This is a genomic window from Rhizobium sp. NFR12, from assembly GCF_900108545.1.
Lineage (GTDB): Bacteria > Pseudomonadota > Alphaproteobacteria > Rhizobiales > Rhizobiaceae > Neorhizobium > Neorhizobium soli.
Window position 1 is genome coordinate 383,709 of sequence record NZ_FNWM01000003.1, and the last position, 20,074, is coordinate 403,782.

At 61.1% G+C, this 20,074-nt stretch carries 19 protein-coding genes and 1 riboswitch; of the genes, 10 read left to right on the forward strand and 9 right to left on the reverse strand.

Annotated features, from left to right (window positions below; genetic code table 11):
- Window positions 1–55: 55 nt before the first annotated feature.
- On the reverse strand, window positions 56–301 hold the full coding sequence (locus tag BLW69_RS15190; protein ID WP_062459613.1) for a DUF2934 domain-containing protein: 246 nt from the start codon (window positions 299–301) through the stop codon (window positions 56–58).
- 160 nt (window positions 302–461) lie between these two features.
- A riboswitch (TPP riboswitch) is annotated at window positions 462–564 on the forward strand.
- Window positions 565–697: 133 nt separating this feature from the next.
- Between BLW69_RS15190 and BLW69_RS15195 the strand changes: the two genes are divergently transcribed.
- The 8 genes from BLW69_RS15195 to BLW69_RS15230 are packed head-to-tail and all read left to right on the forward strand — an operon-like array spanning window position 698 to window position 7,088.
- Window positions 698–1,462, forward strand: a complete 765-nt coding sequence (locus BLW69_RS15195; RefSeq protein ID WP_092663098.1) for an ABC transporter permease — start codon at window positions 698–700, stop codon at window positions 1,460–1,462.
- A 16-nt stretch (window positions 1,463–1,478) separates the two neighbouring features.
- Window positions 1,479–2,423 (forward strand): ABC transporter substrate-binding protein, encoded by a 945-nt coding sequence (locus tag BLW69_RS15200; protein ID WP_092663100.1) that lies wholly within the window; start codon window positions 1,479–1,481, stop codon window positions 2,421–2,423.
- A complete protein-coding gene (locus BLW69_RS15205) occupies window positions 2,423–3,163 on the forward strand; it encodes a hydroxyethylthiazole kinase (protein WP_092663102.1) in 741 nt (246 codons plus the stop codon). Before BLW69_RS15200 ends, BLW69_RS15205 begins: the two co-directional genes overlap by 1 nt.
- Window positions 3,153–3,812 carry a thiamine phosphate synthase gene (thiE, locus tag BLW69_RS15210; RefSeq protein ID WP_092663104.1) on the forward strand — a complete coding sequence of 220 codons (660 nt, stop codon included), beginning with the start codon at window positions 3,153–3,155 and terminating at the stop codon, window positions 3,810–3,812. Before BLW69_RS15205 ends, thiE begins: the two co-directional genes overlap by 11 nt.
- Entirely contained in the window at window positions 3,809–4,609 is an 801-nt protein-coding gene (gene thiD, locus BLW69_RS15215) for a bifunctional hydroxymethylpyrimidine kinase/phosphomethylpyrimidine kinase (protein ID WP_092663106.1), read from the forward strand. The genes thiE and thiD overlap by 4 nt, the downstream gene beginning before the upstream one ends.
- Window positions 4,606–5,400, forward strand: a complete 795-nt coding sequence (locus BLW69_RS15220; RefSeq protein ID WP_244508844.1) for an ABC transporter permease — start codon at window positions 4,606–4,608, stop codon at window positions 5,398–5,400. The genes thiD and BLW69_RS15220 overlap by 4 nt, the downstream gene beginning before the upstream one ends.
- Window positions 5,397–6,101 (forward strand): ABC transporter ATP-binding protein, encoded by a 705-nt coding sequence (locus BLW69_RS15225; RefSeq protein ID WP_092663110.1) that lies wholly within the window; start codon window positions 5,397–5,399, stop codon window positions 6,099–6,101. The genes BLW69_RS15220 and BLW69_RS15225 overlap by 4 nt, the downstream gene beginning before the upstream one ends.
- Window positions 6,102–6,134: 33 nt before the next feature.
- On the forward strand, window positions 6,135–7,088 hold the full coding sequence (locus BLW69_RS15230) for an aliphatic sulfonate ABC transporter substrate-binding protein (RefSeq protein ID WP_092663112.1): 954 nt from the start codon (window positions 6,135–6,137) through the stop codon (window positions 7,086–7,088).
- A gap of 61 nt (window positions 7,089–7,149) precedes the next feature.
- On the opposite strand, the gene BLW69_RS15235 is transcribed toward BLW69_RS15230, so the two are convergent.
- Window positions 7,150–8,187, reverse strand: coding sequence for an NAD(P)-dependent alcohol dehydrogenase (locus BLW69_RS15235; RefSeq protein ID WP_092663114.1), 1,038 nt, complete (start codon window positions 8,185–8,187; stop codon window positions 7,150–7,152).
- Window positions 8,188–8,309: 122 nt separating this feature from the next.
- Between BLW69_RS15235 and BLW69_RS15240 the strand changes: the two genes are divergently transcribed.
- Entirely contained in the window at window positions 8,310–9,233 is a 924-nt protein-coding gene (locus BLW69_RS15240) for an AraC family transcriptional regulator (RefSeq protein ID WP_092663116.1), read from the forward strand.
- A gap of 58 nt (window positions 9,234–9,291) precedes the next feature.
- On the opposite strand, the gene BLW69_RS15245 is transcribed toward BLW69_RS15240, so the two are convergent.
- From BLW69_RS15245 to BLW69_RS15270, 6 genes are read right to left on the reverse strand one after another with little or no spacing between them, the layout of a single operon-like run.
- Window positions 9,292–10,512: a M20 family metallopeptidase gene (locus tag BLW69_RS15245; protein WP_092663118.1), complete on the reverse strand. Its 1,221-nt coding sequence runs from the start codon at window positions 10,510–10,512 to the stop codon at window positions 9,292–9,294.
- A 22-nt stretch (window positions 10,513–10,534) separates the two neighbouring features.
- Window positions 10,535–12,178, reverse strand: coding sequence for a nickel ABC transporter ATP-binding protein NikE (locus BLW69_RS15250; RefSeq protein ID WP_092663120.1), 1,644 nt, complete (start codon window positions 12,176–12,178; stop codon window positions 10,535–10,537).
- Window positions 12,179–12,188: 10 nt separating this feature from the next.
- Complete coding sequence (locus BLW69_RS15255) at window positions 12,189–13,013, reverse strand: ABC transporter permease (protein ID WP_062459577.1); 825 nt, start codon at window positions 13,011–13,013, stop codon at window positions 12,189–12,191.
- The gene (locus tag BLW69_RS15260) at window positions 13,006–13,953 is read right to left on the reverse strand and encodes an ABC transporter permease (RefSeq protein ID WP_092663122.1); all 948 of its coding nucleotides are present in this window, start codon (window positions 13,951–13,953) and stop codon (window positions 13,006–13,008) included. The genes BLW69_RS15255 and BLW69_RS15260 overlap by 8 nt, the downstream gene beginning before the upstream one ends.
- Before the next feature lie 58 nt (window positions 13,954–14,011).
- Complete coding sequence (locus BLW69_RS15265; protein ID WP_092663124.1) at window positions 14,012–15,562, reverse strand: ABC transporter substrate-binding protein; 1,551 nt, start codon at window positions 15,560–15,562, stop codon at window positions 14,012–14,014.
- A gap of 40 nt (window positions 15,563–15,602) precedes the next feature.
- Window positions 15,603–16,868, reverse strand: coding sequence for a M20 family metallopeptidase (locus tag BLW69_RS15270; protein WP_244508845.1), 1,266 nt, complete (start codon window positions 16,866–16,868; stop codon window positions 15,603–15,605).
- A 162-nt stretch (window positions 16,869–17,030) separates the two neighbouring features.
- On the opposite strand from BLW69_RS15270, the gene BLW69_RS15275 reads away from it, so the two are divergent.
- On the forward strand, window positions 17,031–17,786 hold the full coding sequence (locus BLW69_RS15275) for a GntR family transcriptional regulator (RefSeq protein ID WP_062459564.1): 756 nt from the start codon (window positions 17,031–17,033) through the stop codon (window positions 17,784–17,786).
- A gap of 162 nt (window positions 17,787–17,948) precedes the next feature.
- Here BLW69_RS15275 and BLW69_RS15280 read toward each other — a convergent pair whose 3' ends face one another.
- Window positions 17,949–19,766, reverse strand: a complete 1,818-nt coding sequence (locus tag BLW69_RS15280; protein ID WP_092663128.1) for a methyl-accepting chemotaxis protein — start codon at window positions 19,764–19,766, stop codon at window positions 17,949–17,951.
- Window positions 19,767–20,074 lie beyond the last annotated feature (308 nt).

The following is a 20,074-nucleotide window of genomic DNA, read 5'->3' on the forward strand; positions in this document are numbered from 1 at the left end:
AACCCCTTTCATGCAGGGCAGGTCTGATACCTATCCAGACTACCGCTGGTCGACGTCAGTCCGGCGCGACTGACGACGGAGGCCGGATTGTGGCGGCATCGTCGGCCGCTGCATCGTTCTCTCCACCAAACGCCGCATCAGCCTGCTGGTTGACCTTGGTCACATCGTCGCTTTCCTGATCCGACATGTCGGCTGGATGCTCGGAACGCTTCCAGTGATCGTCATGGGACCCTTCAGGACGGCCTTCTTCCTCCCACAGTCTGTAGGCCCGTTCGCGCTGTTCCTGTTCTCTATCGGTCATGGTTGCTCCTCCTAAGTTGCGAAGACATAACCAGCGGACGGGCCCCGGGTTTCCGGGAGGCGGATGACATAGAATAAAATTTTTGTCAGCTCGCCGCGCAGGCTCTGCCGGACAGCGATCGCAAGCGATTGACAAAGGCCGTTTCTTTGTTCAACCTTAGCGTCATTCCGAGGGGAGCATCGAACGGTGCTGAGATGGCGGTGAGCCGGACCCTTGAACCTGATCCGGGTCATACCGGCGTAGGAACGGAAACGGCGCAATACCGCACCTCTTTCTTATTCTCCGCTCGCCTGGATCTCCATGATGTCAAGGTCAGGAGATCAGCCATGCTTACGCTCTCGAGAAATACCCGAATAGGACGAATGCGGTTCGACGGTTTCAACCCGCGTCGCTGACATGCAGTCCCGGTTTGCAGCCCTCGGGCTTTTTCTGCTGCTGGTAGGCTGGCAGATAGCCGTTCAGGTCTTTTCGCCGCCACGCTATCTTTTGCCGTCACCGCTCGCGGTGGTGCAGGCATTGGTGCGTCAGAGCAGCTTCCTCGCTCATCATACCGCTGTCACCATCACCGAGATTTTTGCAGGTCTCGTCGCCGGCAGCATCTTCGGTGCGGCGGTCGCGTTTCTCGTCGTGGCATTCCCGCGGGCCGGCAGGCTTGCCTGGCCGATCATCCTTATCCTGCAGACCTTTCCGGTCTTCGTGCTGGCACCCATCCTGGTGCTCTGGCTCGGTTTCGGCATGGCGTCGAAAGTGATGATGACGACGCTCGTCATCTTCTTCCCGGTCGCCTCCGCCTTCGCAGATGGCCTGAGGCGGACGGAACCAGCGATCCTGGAAGCCGCCGCGCTGACAAGCGCGACGCCCTGGCAGATCCTTGTGAGGCTCAGAACACCGCTTGCGCTGCCGGCGCTCGTGTCCGGTCTGCGCGTCGCCGTGCCGCTCGCGCCGCTGGGTGCCGTGATCGGCGAATGGGTCGGGGCTTCAGCCGGGCTCGGCTTCGTCATGGTTCAGGCGAACGCCCGCATGCAGACCGACACCGTTTTCGCAGCCATGACCATCCTGGCCCTGACCAGCGTCGCGCTGCGCCTCGGTTTCGACCGTCTCGTAAAGGGACGCCCCCATTGGGCGACCGAGACCGAACAACAGACACAGTTATCATCGTGAGGAGAGACGACCACCCATGAAACGCATGCTTCTGGCCTTTGCCATTGCCATATCCGCCAGCATGAATGCATCCGCAACGCATGCCGCAGAAAAGCTCACCGTCATGCTTGAATGGTTTTTGAACCCGGACCATGCGCCGCTCGTGATTGCCGCCGAAAACGGCTATTTCAAAGCCGCCGGCCTCGATGTCGAGCTGGTGCCTCCCGCCGACCCGTCGACGGTGCCTCGCCTCGTTGCCGCCGGCCAGGCCGATATCGGCATCCACTACCAACCGAACCTGTATCTCGATCGTGCAGCCGGCCTGCCGCTCAAGCGAATCGGTACCCTCGTCGAAACGCCCTTGAATACGGTGACGGTTCTCGCCGATGGCCCGATCAAGAGCCTCAAGGACCTGCGCGGCAAGAAGGTCGGCTTTTCCGTCACGGGTTTCGAAGACGCGATGCTGAAGCGCATGCTCGAGGGCGAAGGCATTGGGCTTACCGAGGTCGAACTGATCAACGTCAATTTCGCCCTCTCGCCGTCGCTGATCGGCGGCAAGGTCGATGCCACGCTTGGCGGCTTCAGAAACTTCGAACTGACGCAGATGCGGATCGAAGGGCACGAGGGCCGTTCATTCTTTCCGGAAGAACACGGCGTCCCCGTTTACGACGAGCTGATCTTCGTCACACGCGACGGGCTGGCGACAGATCCTCGCCTGCCCCGCTTTCTCGAAGCCGTCGAGAAGGCTGCCATTTTCCTGACCAATCACCCCGATGATGCCTGGAAACTGTTCATCAAGGCCTATCCCAACCTCGACGACCCGCTCAATCGTCAGGCGTTCACCGACACGCTGCCGCGTTTCGCCAAACGGCCTGCAGCGCTGGATCGGGGTCGCTACCAGCGCTTCGGTGAGTTCATGGCCGCGAGCGGCCTTATTCCGCAGGCCCCGCCGGTCGATGACGTGGCGATCGAAATCCGGTGATGACAATGAACAATTCCCCGACGCCGCAACAGGCCGGCGATCTCCTGGCACGTGTGAGGGCCCGGCGCCCGCGCGTCCATTGCCTGATGAACACCGTGGTGCAGAAATTCGTTGCTGACGGCATCACTGCAATCGGCGCCATCCCCTCGATGACCTCCTCCCCGGACGAAATCGTCGGTTTCGTCTCCAAGGCTGATGTCCTCGTCGTCAATCTCGGCACGCTGGATGCTGACCGTCGCAAGGTGATCGAACTGGCTGTCGAGGTCGCAAACGATCATGGAAAACCCTGGGTCCTCGATCCCGTTCATAGCGACTATTCCCCCGTGCGGCTGGAGTTTGCAAAGACATTGATCGCCCGCCGCCCAACAGTACTGCGTGGCAACAGCGCGGAGATGGCGCTGTTCGGAGACATTGGCGAAACACTGAAAATCGAGACCGGCGCTCACGATCGCCTGACGGATGGCGCGCGAACCGGCACTGTTCGTAACGGCCACCGATGGATGGCGGATGTCACCGGGACCGGTTGCCTATCGGGCGGCGTCATCGCCGCGTTTCTGGCCGTGGAACCGGATGCTATGGCAGCGGCCGCAGCAGCGCTGGCGGCGACCGGCGTCGCCGCGGAACAGGCCGCCGAGCACGCGCGCGGTCCCGGCAGTTTCGCCGTTGCCTTCCTGGATGCACTGTCAGCGCTGACGGCCGAAGAGCTCAGTCTGCACGGAAGGATCGACCATGAAATTTGACTACCGACTGAACCCGATCGTCGATGCGGGTCTTTCCGATGTCGGCGATCTCGTCGACCTCGCCGCGATCGCCGCCCGAAATGGCGCGACGCTGATCCAGTACCGCGACAAGACCGACTCCACCCGGCAGATGATCGCCATGGCCAAAAGCATCAAGGCCGCCCTTGAAGGCACCGGCGTGCCGCTTGTGATCAACGACCGTGTCGATGTGGCGCTCGCTTCAGGCGCCGACGGCGTGCATCTGGGTGCTGACGACATGGATGCCGGGACCGCACGCCGGCTGCTCGGCCCCGACGCCATCATCGGCCTCACCGTCAAGACACGTGCCGATGCGGAACGCGCCGGCCGGGCGCAGGCGAGCTATGCCTGTATCGGCGGGGTATTCGAGACCCTGTCGAAACAGAACCCCGATCCACCGGTTGGCCTCGAAGGCTTGCGGGATCTGCGCGAACGGTTGCGACAACTTGATCCGGCCCTCCCGGTCGGCGCGATCGCGGGCATTGGGCTGGAGCAGGTGCGGAGCGTCATCGACGCGGGGGCCGACGGTGTCGCGGTCATTTCGGCAATCTTCCGCGCACCGGACCCTGCAGACGCCTGCCGCAGTTTTTGGCGCCGGGTGGATGATGCTCTGAGCGAGGTGAAACGATGACATCCGTTGCCATGACAATCGCCGGCTCCGACAGTGGCGGAGGTGCCGGCATTCAGGCCGATATCAAGACCTTTTCCGCCCTCAACGTCTTCGCCACCAGCGTCATCACCGCCGTGACCGCCCAGAACACGCGGGGCGTGAGCGCCGTCGAAGACATCTCGCCGACAATGATCCGGGAGCAGATGCGCGCGGTGCTCGCCGATATCACGGTCCATGCGATCAAGATCGGCATGGTGTCCCGCTGCGAAACAATCCACGCGGTTGCCGGGGGGCTGACAGACTACAGCGGTCCCGTCGTCCTCGATCCGGTCATGGTCGCCACCTCGGGCGATCGGCTGCTGCGCGAAGATGCAATATCCGCGCTGATTTCCAGCCTCGTGCCGAAAGCGACGATCGTGACGCCGAACCTGCCGGAAGCTGCACTGCTAACCGGCATGCCGGTCTCCGAAACCCGGTCCGACATGACCCGTCAGGCGGAGACCATCCTCAACGCCGGAGCCCGTGCCGTTCTGATCAAGGGCGGGCATGGAACCGGCTGCGACAGCATCGATCTCCTCTTCGACCAGTCAGGCGTGACGGAGTTTTCTTCTCCCCGTGTCGATACGAGAAACGACCATGGCACCGGTTGCACGCTTGCGGCGGCCATCACCGCCGGCCTCGCCCGCGGCCTGTCGTTGCATGAGTCCGTTGGCGCTGCAAAAACATATCTTCAGGACGCTTTGATTGCCGGAAAAGCTCTTTCTATCGGCGGCGGGCATGGCCCGGTCCACCACTTCCACAAATGGTGGCCGGCATGAACCGAGCTATGGCGGGTCCTGCGAGGCCCGGCCGCCTGGCGCAATTCGCGTCGCGGCTCGCCTCGCCGATTGCCCTCCTTGTCATCTGGCAGACCACCAGCATGACGGGACTGCTGTCGCCGCGTATTCTCGCCGGACCGAGCGACATCGTCGCGACAGCCAGCCGCCTCATCGCGTCCGGTGAACTGATCAACGGGCTGATCGTATCGTTCCTGCGGGTGCTTGCAGGCTTTTCGATTGCGCTCGTCGCCGGGATTGTTCTGGCTCTGATCTCCGGCCTGTCTCGGTTCGGAGAAGCGGTGATAGACCCGCCGATCCAGATGCTGAAGGCGATGCCGTTCCTGGGTCTTCTGCCACTGTTCATCCTCTGGTTCGGGATCGGCGAGATGCCGAAGATCGGGCTCGTCGCCTTCGGCGCCATCTTTCCGATCTACCTCACCCTTTATGGCGGCATTCGCGGCATTGACAGGAAGCTGATCGAGGCGGGGCAGATGATGGACCTCGGCACGACAAGCATCATTCGCCATATCATCATTCCAGGCGCCCTCCCCTCGCTGCTCGTGGGCGTCCGATACGGCCTCAGCGTCGCCTGGCTCAGCCTCGTCGTCGGCGAACAGATCAATGCCTCCAGTGGTATCGGATACACGATTTCCTATGCCCGCGACTTTATGCAGACAGATGTCATCGTCGTCTGCCTTCTAGTCTACGCCATCTTAGGCCTGCTGACTGATGGTCTCGTACGCATGATCGAGGCTTATGCGCTGCGCTGGCGTCCGGTGGTGTTCGGTTGATCCCCCTCGTCGACATCAGGCAACTCACCCGCTCGTTTGGCGGCGCGGCCGTTCTCGACGGCATCGACCTCGCCATGGCGCCCGGCGAATTCGTCGCCCTGCTCGGCCGCAGTGGTTCCGGAAAAACCACGCTGCTGCGCATTCTGGCAGGGCTCGATACCTCTCCAGCCGAAAAGCTTCAGCTGACCACCCGCCGTTCAGTGGTTTTCCAGGAACCGCGCCTGCTGCCGTGGAAAAGCGTCATCGACAACGTCGCGCTCGGTCTGCTCCACCCGGATGCGCGAGCGCTGGCGACCCAGGCACTGGAGGAAGTCGGCCTGTCGCACCGGCTCGATGCCTGGCCGCTGACGCTCTCGGGCGGCGAGGCGCAGCGATCGGCGCTTGCGCGGGCGCTGGTCCGCGAACCTCAACTGCTGCTGCTGGACGAACCGTTTGCCTCCCTCGACGCGCTGACCCGGTTGCGAATGCATGAGCTCGTCCTCGCGTTGTGGCGCAAGCATTGCCCGGCCGTGCTGCTCGTCACCCATGATGTCTGGGAAGCCGTCGCCCTTGCCGACCGTATCCTGGTGCTCGACCAGGGACGTTTCGTGCTCGAAATCAAGGTCGATATCGACCGCCCCCGCCGCCGCGACGACCCCAGAACAGGCCGTATCGAAGCGGCGCTTCTGGAGGAGCTCGGCGTCCTTCCCACGCAAGACTGACTTCCGTACCCAAATAGCAGATCGGACTAAGCCATGATCACCAAGCGTATTCTCCTTGCCGCTGTCACCCTCGTCGCTGCCGCAGCCGTGTTCGCCCCCTCTGTGCAGGCAGCCGATCCGGTGGTGCGGATCGGCTGGTTGCGGGGACCCAACGACATCACGCTCGCCAAGTCGCGGGGCACGCTGGAAAAGGCGCTGTCCGAAAAGGGCATCAAGGTCGAGTGGGCCGGCCCCTTCCCGGCGGCGGCACCCGCTTTCGAAGCGCTCAACGCCGGCAGCATCGATATCACGGCCGGCAGCTCGACATCGGCGATTGCAGCCCTTTCCGCAAAAATCCCGCTGGTAATCTTTGCCTATCAGAAGATGGCGCCAGGCTCTGAGGGCATCGTGGCGACGAAGGGTTCCGGCATCGCCGCCATCAAGGACCTCGCCGGCAAAAAGGTGGCAGTGAACCGCGGGGGAACGGGGGAATATCTGCTGATGCGCGGACTGGAGACGAACGGGATTGATCAGACGAGCGTCGAACGCGTCTATCTCAGCCCCAGCGACAGCGGCCCGAGCTTCAGCCAGGGCCATGTCGACGCCTGGGCGACCTGGGATCCGTTCCTGACCATCGCGGAAAAAGCCTATGACGGCAGGGTCATCGCCGATGGCGCCGCCATCAGGTCCGACAATGCCGTGGTTCTTGTTGCGAGCCGCGATTTCGCTAAGGACAAGGCCGATCAGTTGCAGCTCGTGTTCGATGTCATCAAGTCCGAAAACGCCTGGGCAGTCGCCAACAAGGCGGAGGCCGGTGCAATCTGGGTCAAGGAAATGAACGTCCCGGCCGAACTCGGGGCGAAGATCGGTGAAAACAATGCGGTAGCGACGACAGCCGTTTCGCAAGCCGACGTGAAGCAGATCAGTGCCGTGGCTGAGTGGTACGCCAAAAGCGGTATCATTCCTGAAATGCCCGACATTGCCGCCGGTGTCGTCGAGCTGAAGTAAGCCTCGACGAGCCGGTTTTCGATCAGGAGGTCGCCGCCCGGAATTTCTTCCGGGCCGGCAGTCAGCCGCCCATGACAATCTGCAGCTTTACGTCTTCCGGCCGGCCTTCCGCTGCCCGTTCGAACGCCTTGATCGACTGGTCGAAATCGAACGTGTCCGATACCAGCGGCTTGAGATCGACCTTGCCGGCCGCGATCAGCGCCAGGGCCCGGTCAAACACGTTGGCGTAGCGGAACACGGTCTCGATCCGGCATTCGCGCGAGCAGGCGGCGGCGATATCAAACGGGACGGGTTCCGGCGGCAGGCCGACGAGCACCACGGCACCCCCGGGGCGAACGATCTTGAAGATGTCGCAGATGGCGGCGGGCGCACCGGAGCATTCGAACACGATATCCGCGCCCCAGCCGTCGGTGGCGTTGTTTGTGGCTGTGACGATGTCGGTCTCTCGCAGATTGACGCCGGTAATCCCGGCATAGGTCTCGGCAAGCTTGAGCTTGGTTTCCGACAGGTCCGAAATCAGCACACGCGAGCATCCGCCAGCCAGTGCGGCCAGCGCCACCATGATGCCAATCGTGCCGCAACCGGTGACGACCGCCGTGTCGCCGGGCGTGATGCGGGCGCGGGATGCAGCCTGCATGCCGACGGCAAAGGGCTCGACCATCGCGCCCTCGGCAAACGAGACGTTGTCGGCGAGCTTGTAGGTGAAAGCTGCTGGATGGACGGTCTCCGGGGTGAGGATGCCATGAACCGGCGGCGTTGCCCAGAATGTCACTGCGGGATCGACATTGTAGATCCCGAGGCGGGACGCGCGCGAATTTGGGTCGGGAATGCCGGGTTCCATGCAGACACGGTCGCCGTCTTTCAGGTGGCTGACGTTGGCGCCCACCTCGATCACTGTGCCGGCAGCCTCGTGGCCCAGCACCATCGGCTCGTTGACGACGAAATCGCCGATGCGACCGTGCGTGTAATAATGGACATCACTGCCGCACACGCCGACGGTGTGCAGCTTGATGCGGACGTCGTCAGGGCCAAGGTTTTGCGGCAGGTCGATATCGCGCAGGGTAAGCTCGCCGACGCGTTCGAGAACTAGTGCTTTCATGATCTTTATCTTTCTTCCATGCCGCAGACATCGCCACTGTGAACGCTCCTACGACATGAAACTAGTTGGCTTCTTGCTTTCAACTGGTATTATTTTGACATGCTGCGGTGCAAGGTGACGGGATGGCGACAACAAACCAACGGAATTTGGCGCAGCCTGTTTCGCACGCGGCCATGCGCGAGCAGATCGTTCTGCCCGGCGGCATGTCCTACCTCATCCGCCGTGACGACTATCCGAACCCGATCGGCGTCTGGAATTATCATCCGGAATGGGAGATCCACTATATTCCCGAAGGCCAGGGTTTTGCCTATGTCGGTGATTATGTGGGGCCGTTCAAATCCGAGCATCTGATCCTCACCGGAACCAATCTACCGCATAACTGGATCTCGCCCGGCGCTCCTTCGCTTCCCGGCCGCGATCTCGTCCTGCAATTTGATGCGGACGCGCTGATCGGAATCCGCAATGTGTGCCCTGAATTCGACGTGCTCCACAGACTGAGTTCGCTTGCCGCGCGTGGGGTCGAGATCCTCGGGCCCGAGGCAGCGGAGATCGGGGCGAAGGTTCTCCTCCTGCACCAAACGCAAGGCCGCGGCGGTCTGACGCTGTTCCTCGACATCCTCAACGAGATCGAAGCCGCTCCCCGCAAGCGCCTGCTTGCCAGCGAGCACTTCATATCATTCTACAACGAACAGTCCGACAAACGGCATCGCCGGATCGACCAAGCCATCCAGATCCTGCAGTCCGACCCGGTCAAGCAGATGCATGAGGTAGCTGATATGGTCGGTCTGGCGCCTTCCGCATTTTCCCGCGCGTTCAGACGCCTGACGGGAATGAACTTTTCTCATTACAGCCGTTCGGTCCGGGTCTGGCGGGCTCGGACCATGCTAGCGGAAACGGAGATGCCGATCACCGGCGTCTGCTTTGAAGCAGGCTTCAACAACCTCTCCAATTTCAACCGCTATTTCCGGATGGAAACCGGGCTGACACCGCGCGCCTACCGCATGGCGGCACGGATCCGGGGCCGATCGATTGTTGCTGCTGAGTGAAGGAGCCAGCGTCAGCAAGTCGGGTGTCCCGGGCGATCGATACGCCCGGGACCAGGTTTCAGGCCACTTCGCAGATATCGAGGATGGTCAGCATGTAGACGCGGATCATGTCGAGGAAATCGACGATGTCGACACGCTCGTCCGGCATGGTGTTGTAACGACCACCCGGACCGCAGACGATGCCTTCCATACCGAGCTCATGGTAGAGATGCCCGGCATCGGTGCCATAGAAGCGCGTCGGCGTGATCGCGCCGGTCGGCTGCTTTTCACCGCGGACGGCCTCATAGGCCGCATTGATCGAGGTCACGATGCGGCTATCCGGCGATACTTCGAAGGGCGGCATCAACGGACGGCCTTCGATCATCTCGGGAACCAGCTTTGCCTTCAGGCCCGGGAACCGGCCCTCAAGTGCCCGCAACTCCTTGTCGAGATCGGCGAGAACGCCTTCCTGCGTCTGGCCGGGCGCATAGCGGCACGATCCTTTGAGGCGAACGAAGTCGGCCACTTGCGGCGGACGCCATTCCTCGAGGTCGCGACCGAGCGCGCCGTGGACGACGCCCACATGGCCGCGGTTGATCGAGCGATGCACATCGCTTCTGGCGCCGCTGAAGGTCATCGCATTGATGCGCGGAATGATATCGCAGGCGGCGGCAATCGCGTCGACGGATTCCTCGCGCTTCGACAGGTGGCGGGTGTCGCCGGTCAGCTCGATGACATAGCTCAGTGCTGCCGCATGCATGGTGACGGCAACGAGATCGCTCGGTTCGCTGTTGATGAAATAGTCGGCCTTCACGCCGCTTTTGATGGCAGCAAGTGTGCCAACGCCGCCCTGCAATTCGCCGACGACGAAGGTCAGGATCACGTCGCCCTTGAGCTTGACGCCCGCCTCGAGCAGCGTCTTTACCGCACAGAAATAGGCGGCATCGCCGGCCTTCATGTTGGAAACGCCGATACCGTAGATGAACTTGTCGTCGATGAGACCGGCATAGGGGTCGACAGTCCAGCCCTCGGTGACCGGATTGGTATCGAGATGGCCGTTGAACAGCAGGCTCTTGCCGCCGCCTTGGCCTTTAAGGCGACCGATCGTGTTGAACCGCCGGCCATCGTCGAAGGGCTGAAGCTCGGCTTCGACGCCGATTTCTTCCAGCTCAACTGCCATCCAGCGCGCCAGAACCTTCTCGCCTTCCGTCTCCGAATGGCTCTTATGCTGAACCATCTTCGACAGAAAATCGAGGCAGGCCTTTTCGTCGATCCGATCCACGAGGGACTTCGGGTCCATTGTCATGCTCCTTGATGCGGTATTACTGGTATTGCGCGGCGGCGCGTGGCACCGCCTCGATCAGACGGCGGGTGTATTCCGCCCGGTCGGGACTATCGATCTCGGACGCCTTCACCACCTCGATCAGATCGCCGCGATACATGACGGCGATCCGGTGGGCGATCTGGCGGATCAGGTTGAGATCGTGGGTGATGAAGAGGTATGCCGTGCCGCTGGCCTTCTGCAGTTCCAGCAGAAGCTCGACGACCGAGGCCTGCACCGAGACGTCGAGCGCAGACGTGATCTCGTCGCAGATCACAAGCTTCGGTTTGGAGGCGAAGGCACGGGCAATCGCCACGCGCTGCTTTTCGCCGCCTGAGAGCTGATGCGGATAGCGGTTTGCGTGGGTGCGCGGCAGGCGCACCTGCTCCAGCATGTCGCCGACCTGTCTCTCGAGATCGCTGGCATCGCCGAACAGTTTCAGCGGACGCGAGAGGATCTCGAAAATCTTCTGACGCGGATTGAGCGAGGCATCCGGGTGCTGGAAGATGATCTGCACGTCCTTGCGATAGGCATTGTCCATATCGCCGAGATTGCGGATCTCACGTCCTTCGAACCGGATCTTGCCCTCGAACCGGTTGAGACCGGTCATGGCCTTGGCAAGCGTCGACTTGCCCGAGCCGGATTCTCCGACAATGCCGAGGATTTCTCCCGGACTGATGCTGAGGCTGATCGCATTGTTGCCGGTCACGCGCTCCGTCTTCCGGCCGGTCAGGGCCGAAAGAAACGGCTTGCGACCGAAATGGACACTGACATTCTCGACCTCGACCAGCGGCTTGTCCGCCGGAGCGACATCATCGTTCACCAGCCGGCGGGCGGGATCGGGAACCGCGTTGATCAGCTCGCGGGTATAGTCCTGCAGCGGATTGGTGAAGATGGCACGCACGGTTCCCTGCTCAACGATCTCGCCGCGTTTGATGACCGCCACGCGGCCGGCGGTGCGGGCGACCAGCGCAAGGTCGTGGGAGATGTAGAGCGAGGCGACGCCGGTTTCGGCCTGCAGCTCGACGAAGAGATCGAGGATCTGTCGCGAGGTGATGACGTCGAGTGCGGTGGTCGGCTCGTCGAAGATGATGCATTCGGGATTGCAGGCAAACGCCGAGGCGATGACGACGCGCTGCTTTTCGCCACCGGATGCCTCATGCGGCATGCGGTGCATCATCTGCGCTGGCGTCTTCAGGCCGACATGGGCAAGCCGCGCCTCTCCTTCCGTCCATGCCTGCTGCCAGGACAGGCCGCGGTGGCGCACGAGAACCTCGGCCAGTTGTTTGCCGAGCGAGAGGGTCGGATTGAGCGATGTGCTTGGATCCTGGAACACCATGCTGATACGCCGTCCGCGAAACGTTTCCATTTCGCGCTCCGCCTTTTCCAGCAGATTGTCTGAGCCCAGCAAGATACGTCCGCCGGGCTCGCGGGCGTTCTTGGGCAGGTAGCGCATGATCGACCATGCAAGCGACGTCTTGCCCGATCCGGATTCTCCGACGAGGCCAAGGATCTCGCCGCGGTGGATGGCAAGGTCGATGTTCTTCAGCGCGTGAAACGGGCCGTTGGTGGTCTCGTAATCCAGCGAATAGTTCTCGATTGTGAGAACTGGGGTATCGGGCGAAGGGTGTTCGGTAGTGGTCATGATTTTCACCTCAGGCCCGCGGATTGAGGGCATCGCGGAGACCGTCGCCCAGGAGGTTGAAACCGACGGCGACGATGGCGATCGCCACGCTCGGCCAGATCAGGATGCCGGCGGAAAGATGCATGTAGCGGCGCGCTTCCGATACCATCAGGCCCCATTCGGCAGCCGGTGGCTGGGCGCCGAGACCAAGAAAGCTCAAGGTCGCAAACAGCATCACCGCAAAGGACACGCGAATGGTCATCTCGACGATGATCGGCGCAATCACGTTCGGCAGCATTTCGCGGCGGATGATGTAGCCGGCGCTTTCGCCCCGCGCGACAGCGGCGTTGACATAGTCCTGCTTTCGCACCGACAGCGCAACGCTGCGGGTGATGCGGGCCATGCCCGGCGCAAATGCGATGGCGACAGCGACCAGCGCATTGACGGTGCTGGAGCCGAGAAGATTGACCACCAGAAGCGCAAACAGCAGGCTCGGTATCGACATGACGGCATCGATGGTGCGCATGATCAACTCGTCCGCGCGACCGCCGAGAAAGGCGGATGCGGTTCCGATCAGCGCCCCGATCAGGGTGCCGACGATCGTGGCCAGTACGGCCATGACGACGGTGGCCCGCGCTCCAATAAGAAGCCGGCTGAAAATGTCGCGACCATACTGGTCGGTGCCGAGCCAGTAGGTGAGGCTCGGACCTTTATAGCGGGCAAGAGGCGACAGCTTTTCCGGATCGTGCGGCGCGACAAGAGGGCCGAAGACGACGACCAGGAGCACGAACACGACGAGGAAAATTCCGATCGCGCCCTGCGGCGTCTTCAACAGACGTTTTGTGAAATCAATCATACTGAATCCTCTTGTCGAGCCAGGCATAGAGGATGTCGGCGATGAAATTGACGATCGAATAGGTTGCAGCCATGATCAGCACGCCGGCCTGGATTGCCGGCAGGTCGCGGGCCTGGATGGCGACGATCAGCTGGCGTCCGATGCCCGGAATGGCAAAGATCTCTTCCACGACGATGACGCCGCCCAGAAGATAACCGACATCGAGCGCGACAATGGTGATGGTGGGAAGAAGCGCGTTGCGCAGCGCATGGCGGCGCAGAACCTGTCCGCGGGAAATCCCCTTGAGCCGTGCGGCGCGGATATAGTCGGTATGCAGCACGTCCACCAGTTCGGACCGAACCATGCGCGAAACATGGGCAATCAGGATGATCGAGATGACGCAGACGGGCAGGACGAGATGGGCGATCCCGCGGGAAAAGTCCTCGGTCAGCGGCACGTAACCGGTTGGCGGCAGCCACTTCAGCCAGTCGGCGAAGAACAGCACGGCCACCGTCGCCGTCACGAATTCCGGAAGTGCGACGCCCGCATAGGAGATCAGGCTCACCACCATGTCGGCGACCTTGCCGCGACGGATGGCGGCGATGATGCCGAGCGGAATGGCGAGAACCAGCATCAGGCCGATCGACAGGAAGGCCAGAAGCAGCGAACGACCGAGCGCCTCGAACATGACCGGGCCGACCGGTTGGCCGGTGCGCAGAGATGTTCCGAGATCACCCTGAACCACATGCCACAGCCAGGTCAGATACTGCTGCCAGATCGGCGCATTCAAGCCCATGGTTGCGCGCAGCGCGTCCAGCGCTTCCTGGGTTGCGTTTTCCCCCAACATCATGACGGCCGCATCGGCCGGCAGGACCTGGGTTATGGCAAAGACGATCAGCGACACGACGAACAGCGTGTAGACGATCATCACCAGCCGCTTGGCTATGTAATTCGGGGACAGGGTCGTGTTCCTCTGACAAGAGAGCCGGACGCCCGGTGGCGTCCGGCAGGTTTTAAGATCAGCCGCGCTTCGGTGCGTCAGATGTCAGCGAGACATAGTCGAGACGAAACACCGATGCGCGCGGATGCGCTTCGTAACCTGAAACCCAGCTGCGCTTAGCCGAGAGGACGTCGAAGAAGGACGGAATGATCGAGGGAACCTCCTCGTTCATGATCTCCTGCGCTTTGGTGTAGAGCTCGGTCCGCTTGTCGGTGTCGATCGTTCCGCGCGCTTCGTTGACCAGCGCATCGAACGCCTTGTTGTTCCAGCGCGTCTCGTTCCAGGATGCGTCCGACGTGTAGAGCAGCTTGAAGATGCCATCAGGTGTCGGCTGCATGTTGTAGAAGCCGACGTAGAAAGAGCCCTTCTTCCACACCTGCTCGAGGTAGGTCGCATGCGGCATCGTCTGCACGTTGATGGTGATGCCGACTTCCTTGGCCATTTCCTTCAGCGCAACGGCAAGCTGCGTGCGAACAGCGGGGCGGTCGGAGGCGACAAGGGTGGCTTCAAAACCGTTCGGGAACCCGGCTTCTGCAAGCAGCTTCTTGGCTTCCTCGATGTTCTGCTCGCGCTGCTTGACGCCCTTGAAGAACTGGTAGGAGCCGTTGAGCGGCGTGTCGTTACCCTGTGTTCCGAAACCTTCGGTGACGAAACCGACCATTGCCTCACGATCGACGGTCAGTGCGATGGCGCGGCGAACGCGCGGATCGTTGAAGGGCGCCGTATCGCAACCGAAGTTGATGTTGCAGAACTGGCCGGACGGCGTGCGCAGCACGTCGACGCCATCGCTGCCGTCGAGGCGCAGATATTCTGTCGGCTGGATGGTGGAGACGATGTCGACATCGCCAGACATCATCGCGGAACCTTCAGCGGAAATGTCCGGGAAGACCTGCACTTCGACGCGGTCAAGATAAGGACGAGCCGGGTCGTAATATTTCTCGTTGCGCTCGACGACGATCAGGCGATCGGGCTCATAGGAGACCAGCTTGAACGGACCCGTACCGACGGCCTTGGTCGACAGACTCTTGAGGTCGCCGGTGGCGATCGATGCCGGAATGATGCGGGCGCTTGTATAGGCCATGGAGACGGGAAGGTCGGCATAGGCGCCGGTCAGCTTGAACATGACGGTTGCGTCGTCGACGGCGACGATATCGGCGATCGGGCCAACATTGTTGCGGCCGGGGGATGCTGTCGCTGGATCAAGGATTGCCTTGAAGGTTGCGACGACGTCCTTGGCCGTGAACGGCGAGCCATCATGGAAGGTAACGCCGGTGCGCAGCTTGAACGTCCATTCGGTCAGCGCCTCGTTCGGTGTCCAGCTTTCGGCCAGATCCGGCTCGACCGACATGTCGACCTTGAGACGGGTGAGGTTGCTGTAGAGCAGCTCGGTCACCAGGTATTCCGGGTTGACGCGGGTCAGAAGCGGGTGGATGACGCTGACGGCCTGGTCGACGGAGATTTTCAGCGTACCGCCCTTGGCCGGTGCTGCGGCCTGGGCAGAGCCCAGCGATGGCGTTGCGAGAATGGCGGCGGTGCCGGCCAGGAAGAAGCGGCGTTTCATTTCCAGCATGTTTATCGTTCCCTTTATGCTTCGATGCTGCTTGGTATGGTTATATGCGACTTTCGGGCATGGCCTCGGCAGCGAAATCCGCCGCGAGATAGGCGAGAATGCTTTTTGCGAGTGCGATGATGTCCTGTCGGGTCGTGTGCTCTTCCGGGCTGTGGATGCAGCTTTCCGGGCGGCCGAGGCCACCGAGCAATACTTCAGGGCCAAAGCCGGCCTTCTGGACATAGCCGAAGTCCGAACAGCTGGCGGCGCCCCATTTCTGAAAATCGTTCGGCTTGTATCCGAAGCCGAGCGAAAGCGCCTGTTGCCAGCGCGGCCAGTGCGGGCCATCGGGATCGTCGGTCGGGATCAGATGACCGACAAGATCGACTTTGAGCCCGAGCTCTGTCCCTTCGATGCAATTTCGGATCGTCGCTTCGATCTCGGCGCGCGTGTCCTCATAGCTTTCCTCCGGGGCATATCGACGGCTGACGAGGATCTTCACCTCGGCCGGAACCTGCCCGCCCGCTGTGCCGCCGTTGACGGCGGATATGGTCAGCTGTGGCCGCAGCGGCCCGGTTGCATGCGGCGGCGGCGCGAGCTTGGATGCGCGTTTGGCCACGTCAGGCTTTAGCGCTGCGAGCGCATTCAGAACCGGCAAGGCGCCCTCGATGGCATTCACACCCGCGCCGGTGCGATTGCCCTCGCCGGCATGGACCGCATGGCCGGTAATCGTGACCTGCAGGTTGAAGATGCCGAAGCAGCCGGCCCAGACGCGTGGTGCGGCCGTTCCGTTGAAATTGAGGATATGGCCCTTGAGCATGCCCTGCTCTGCGAGATAGCGGATGCCGGGATAGAGACCGCCTTCTTCATCCGTGCACAGGAGCAGCATCGGATCGTAAGCGAGAGAAACGCCGCATTCGCGTGCCGCCCGAAGCGCCAGAAGCGTCGCAGCGATTGTGCCCTTCATGTCGGCAGCACCAAGCCCGAAAAGGTCATCGCCTTCGACCGTCAGCTTCAGCGGATCGCGGCTCCAGCCCGGAGCAACCGGAACCGTATCGACATGATAGTAGAGACCGCAGACAGGCCTGTCCGTTTCGCGCCTTGCAACGAGATTGATGCGTTCGCCGGACGCCGGTCCGCCCTCGACATGCCAGAGGTCGTGAGGCACCGTCACGCGCTCGAATTCGAAGCCAAGCGGCATCAGCAACTCGGTCATCAGATCCGCAAACGCGCCATAGCCTTCGCCCGGTGGAAAGGTGGTGTCGACCGCAACCATCCGTGCAAGATCCTGCACGGCCATCTCGACATCGCGGTCAATCGCTGCCATGGCAGACGTCAGGGGCTCAGAAGTGGTGCCTGGTTGCTGTAGGCTCATCTCGGTCGTCCTCCGCATTCCGACAGCCTTCACAACTCGGCTCATTAATATAAACTATATAGTAATACAGCGTAGATCGGCATCACGTGTCAACTCCAAAGAAGAGGCAATTCATTGCCTGATAATTCAGCAAATGCCGCCCGACTGAGCGACCTGTCTCTGCCTCTCTATGAGGTCGTGAAACGACAGATCACCGAGGCGATCATGATCGGCGCCCTGGAGCCCGGCTCCGTGCTGCCGAGCGAGATCGCCCTGGCGCAAACCTATGGCGTTGCTGTCGGAACGATTCGACGCGCGCTGATGGATCTCACCAACGACGGACTTTTGAGCCGACGCCGCAAGACCGGGACCGTCGTGACCGGACGCAAACCGCAGCACGGATTGCGCCTGTTCTTCCAGTATTTTCGTCTTCACGGGCTGGACGGCTCGCTGAGCAAATCCGTTACCAAGGTCACGTCGCTGGAATTCGGCGAGGCTTCGGACGAAACAGCGGCGAAGCTGCAGATTGAAACGGGCCGGCCGATCGTGCATTTCCACCGCGTCCGCTATATCGACGACCGGCCAATCATGCACGAAACATTGACGCTGCCGCGCGAGCGCGTCCCCGGCTTTCCGCAGAAGCAGGAGGACATCCCGCCGCTCTTTTATCTGCATCTCCTCGAAAACTACGGGATCCGGATTTCGGCGATCCGTGAACAGATCGGCGCGGACCTGGCATCGGAGGATGATGCACGCTGGCTGAACCTGACGCTTCCAGCCGCAGTCATGACGATCGACGAAGTGGCCTACGACCAGATGGCCGTGCCAGTGCTCATCTCTGCGCACCGGGCGACGACTGCGGACCACCGCTACGTCAACGAGATACAGTAAGCGCGCGATCAAGCTTCAACACTGAAGCATCTGACGCGATGAGCTTTGCTACATTAGCGCAACGTCTAGAAAACCAAAACGAGATGGCGAAACCGCCGCGAGCGTGATCCGGGCTCGCGGCGGTAACAGCTTATTTTCAACGGCTTGGAGCCTATTGTTAACTCAGAATTCTTCCCAGTCCGCAACCGCCAGGGCAGCGGAAGACGAGGCGTTAGCAATCTTGCGCGGCATTGCGACGGCTGCAGGGCGATCGGAAATGGGCTGTGCGACCGGTCTTGAAGCGACGGGGCGATGGGCGATCGGATTGCGCTTCTGCAATGTCTGGGCCGGGGCCCGATCGTTGTCGAAATTGAACTGTTCGAGCAACTGGAACAGCGCGGCCGCTTCCCTTGCCATTTCATGGCTCGCAGCTGTCTGCTGCTCGACCATCGCGGCGTTTTGCTGTGTGCCCTGATCGACCGTGTTGATCGCACGGTTGATTTCGGTCAGCGCGGTGGACTGTTCGCGTGAGGTTTCGACGATCGCGGTGATGTCGCCGTTGATACCTTCGACATGGGTCGCGATCTCGCGCAGGGCGGCGCCTGCCTTCGTGACCAGCGAGACGCCGTTTCCGACATGCGTGCTGGAGGCCGTGATGAGTGTCTTGATTTCCTTGGCCGCTGTTGCAGAGCGCTGCGCGAGTTCACGCACTTCCTGCGCAACGACGGCAAAGCCTTTACCGGCCTCGCCTGCGCGCGCCGCTTCAACACCGGCGTTCAGCGCCAACAGGTTTGTCTGGAAGGCGATTTCGTCGATCACACCGATGATGTTCGAGATTGCCTTCGACGACGCTTCGATCTGGTCCATGGCACCAATCGCTTCACGCACCACGTCACCGGAATGGTTGGCATGCTCCTTCGTGCGGGCAACCAGTTGGCCGGCTTCCTCTGCGCGTCGGCTGGAATCCTTCACGGTCGTGGTGATCTCTTCCAGAGCAGCTGCGGTCTGCTCGACCGATGCGGCTTGCTGTTCGGTCCGCTTCGCCAGATCGTCCGCCGATGTGCGAACCTCATTCGAACCGGCCGAAATTGCCTTCGCGTTTTCGGCAACCATCACCATGGCCTGCTTCAGCTTCTGCGACGCGGCATTGAAGTCGGTCCGCAGGCGCTCCAGTGATGGAATAAACGGCTTTGCAATTTGCTGCGAAAGGTCACCATCGGCGAAACGCGTCAGGCCTTCCGCGAGGCGCTCGACGTTCTCGACCCGGCCGGTAACATCGGTGGCAAACTTGGCGACCTTGATGACCTTGCCACTGGGATCGAAAACGGGGTTGTAGGAAGCCTGGATGTAGACGCTACGGCCGTCCTTGCTGATGCGGCGGAACTCGTCGGCAACATATTCGCCGCCGCGCAGGCGCTCCCATAACTGCGTGTATTGCGGGGATGCCGCTTCGGTCGGGTCCATAAAGATCCGGTGATGCTTACCCACGATCTCGTTCAAGGAATATCCGAGCGCCGACAGGAAGTTGTCGTTGGCGGTAAGGATTTCACCCTCGGGCGTGAATTCGATGGTTGCCTGCGCGCGGGAAACAGCTGAAAGTTTGGCCGCGCTGTCGAGCCCATTCATCTTTGTTTCGCTGATGTCGTTGGCAAACTTGATGATCTTCAACACCTTGCCGCTGGCATTCTTTACCGGATTGTAATTGCCGCGGATCCAGATTTCCTGGCCGTTTTTCGCAATGCGCTTGAATTCGCTGCACTCGAACGTGCCGCCCTTAAGCTTGCTCCAGAAGGCTTTGTATTCAGGCGTTGCAGCGTAATCTCCGTCGACAAAAATCCGGTGATGCTGACCGATAATCTCCTGCTCGCTATATCCCATCAGATCGCAGAAGTTTGTATTGGCTCGCAATATGCGTCCTTCGGTATCGAACTCGATGATCGCGAAGGACAGGTCTAAGGCCGAAAGAATTTGATTAGAGTTTGCGCCGAAAAAATCGAACATTACGAAGCCTTGCAATACAGGTGATTGGTCAACCTTCATCGCAAACAATTGTTAAATTAGTAATTAAGACTTGGCAAAAAACAAGAATAAGCCTTTGTAAAAATACATTTAAGCGTTGCTCAATAGTATATTCCTATTGCCTAATCTATGTTGGGTAGTCTCACGTTCAGTTTGCCGGAAGTAGAGGCGAGCATCCTGTGCGGCGTGCCCTTCCTGCCGCCATCAGTCCATCTTTAGCAATCGATAACCCTCTCTCGACAAACAGTCATGTCCCGGGGCTTGGCATCCATTGCCTAGAAACGTTTGCG

Bases quoted from the DNA above. Each gene is read 5' to 3' on its own strand.
- BLW69_RS15240 (WP_092663116.1), top strand. From the start codon at position 8,310: ATGGCGACAACAAACCAACGGAATTTGGCGCAGCCTGTTTCGCACGCG.
- BLW69_RS15200 (WP_092663100.1), top strand. From the start codon at position 1,479: ATGAAACGCATGCTTCTGGCCTTTGCCATTGCCATATCCGCCAGCATG.
- BLW69_RS15230 (WP_092663112.1), top strand. From the start codon at position 6,135: ATGATCACCAAGCGTATTCTCCTTGCCGCTGTCACCCTCGTCGCTGCC.
- BLW69_RS15255 (WP_062459577.1), bottom strand. From the start codon at position 13,013: ATGATTGATTTCACAAAACGTCTGTTGAAGACGCCGCAGGGCGCGATC.
- BLW69_RS15280 (WP_092663128.1), bottom strand. From the start codon at position 19,766: ATGTTCGATTTTTTCGGCGCAAACTCTAATCAAATTCTTTCGGCCTTA.
- BLW69_RS15235 (WP_092663114.1), bottom strand. From the start codon at position 8,187: ATGAAAGCACTAGTTCTCGAACGCGTCGGCGAGCTTACCCTGCGCGAT.
- thiD (WP_092663106.1), top strand. From the start codon at position 3,809: ATGACATCCGTTGCCATGACAATCGCCGGCTCCGACAGTGGCGGAGGT.
- BLW69_RS15205 (WP_092663102.1), top strand. From the start codon at position 2,423: ATGACAATGAACAATTCCCCGACGCCGCAACAGGCCGGCGATCTCCTG.
- BLW69_RS15250 (WP_092663120.1), bottom strand. From the start codon at position 12,178: ATGACCACTACCGAACACCCTTCGCCCGATACCCCAGTTCTCACAATC.
- BLW69_RS15195 (WP_092663098.1), top strand. From the start codon at position 698: ATGCAGTCCCGGTTTGCAGCCCTCGGGCTTTTTCTGCTGCTGGTAGGC.
- BLW69_RS15190 (WP_062459613.1), bottom strand. From the start codon at position 301: ATGACCGATAGAGAACAGGAACAGCGCGAACGGGCCTACAGACTGTGG.
- BLW69_RS15265 (WP_092663124.1), bottom strand. From the start codon at position 15,562: ATGCTGGAAATGAAACGCCGCTTCTTCCTGGCCGGCACCGCCGCCATT.
- BLW69_RS15245 (WP_092663118.1), bottom strand. From the start codon at position 10,512: ATGGACCCGAAGTCCCTCGTGGATCGGATCGACGAAAAGGCCTGCCTC.
- thiE (WP_092663104.1), top strand. From the start codon at position 3,153: ATGAAATTTGACTACCGACTGAACCCGATCGTCGATGCGGGTCTTTCC.
- BLW69_RS15220 (WP_244508844.1), top strand. From the start codon at position 4,606: ATGAACCGAGCTATGGCGGGTCCTGCGAGGCCCGGCCGCCTGGCGCAA.
- BLW69_RS15270 (WP_244508845.1), bottom strand. From the start codon at position 16,868: ATGGCAGCGATTGACCGCGATGTCGAGATGGCCGTGCAGGATCTTGCA.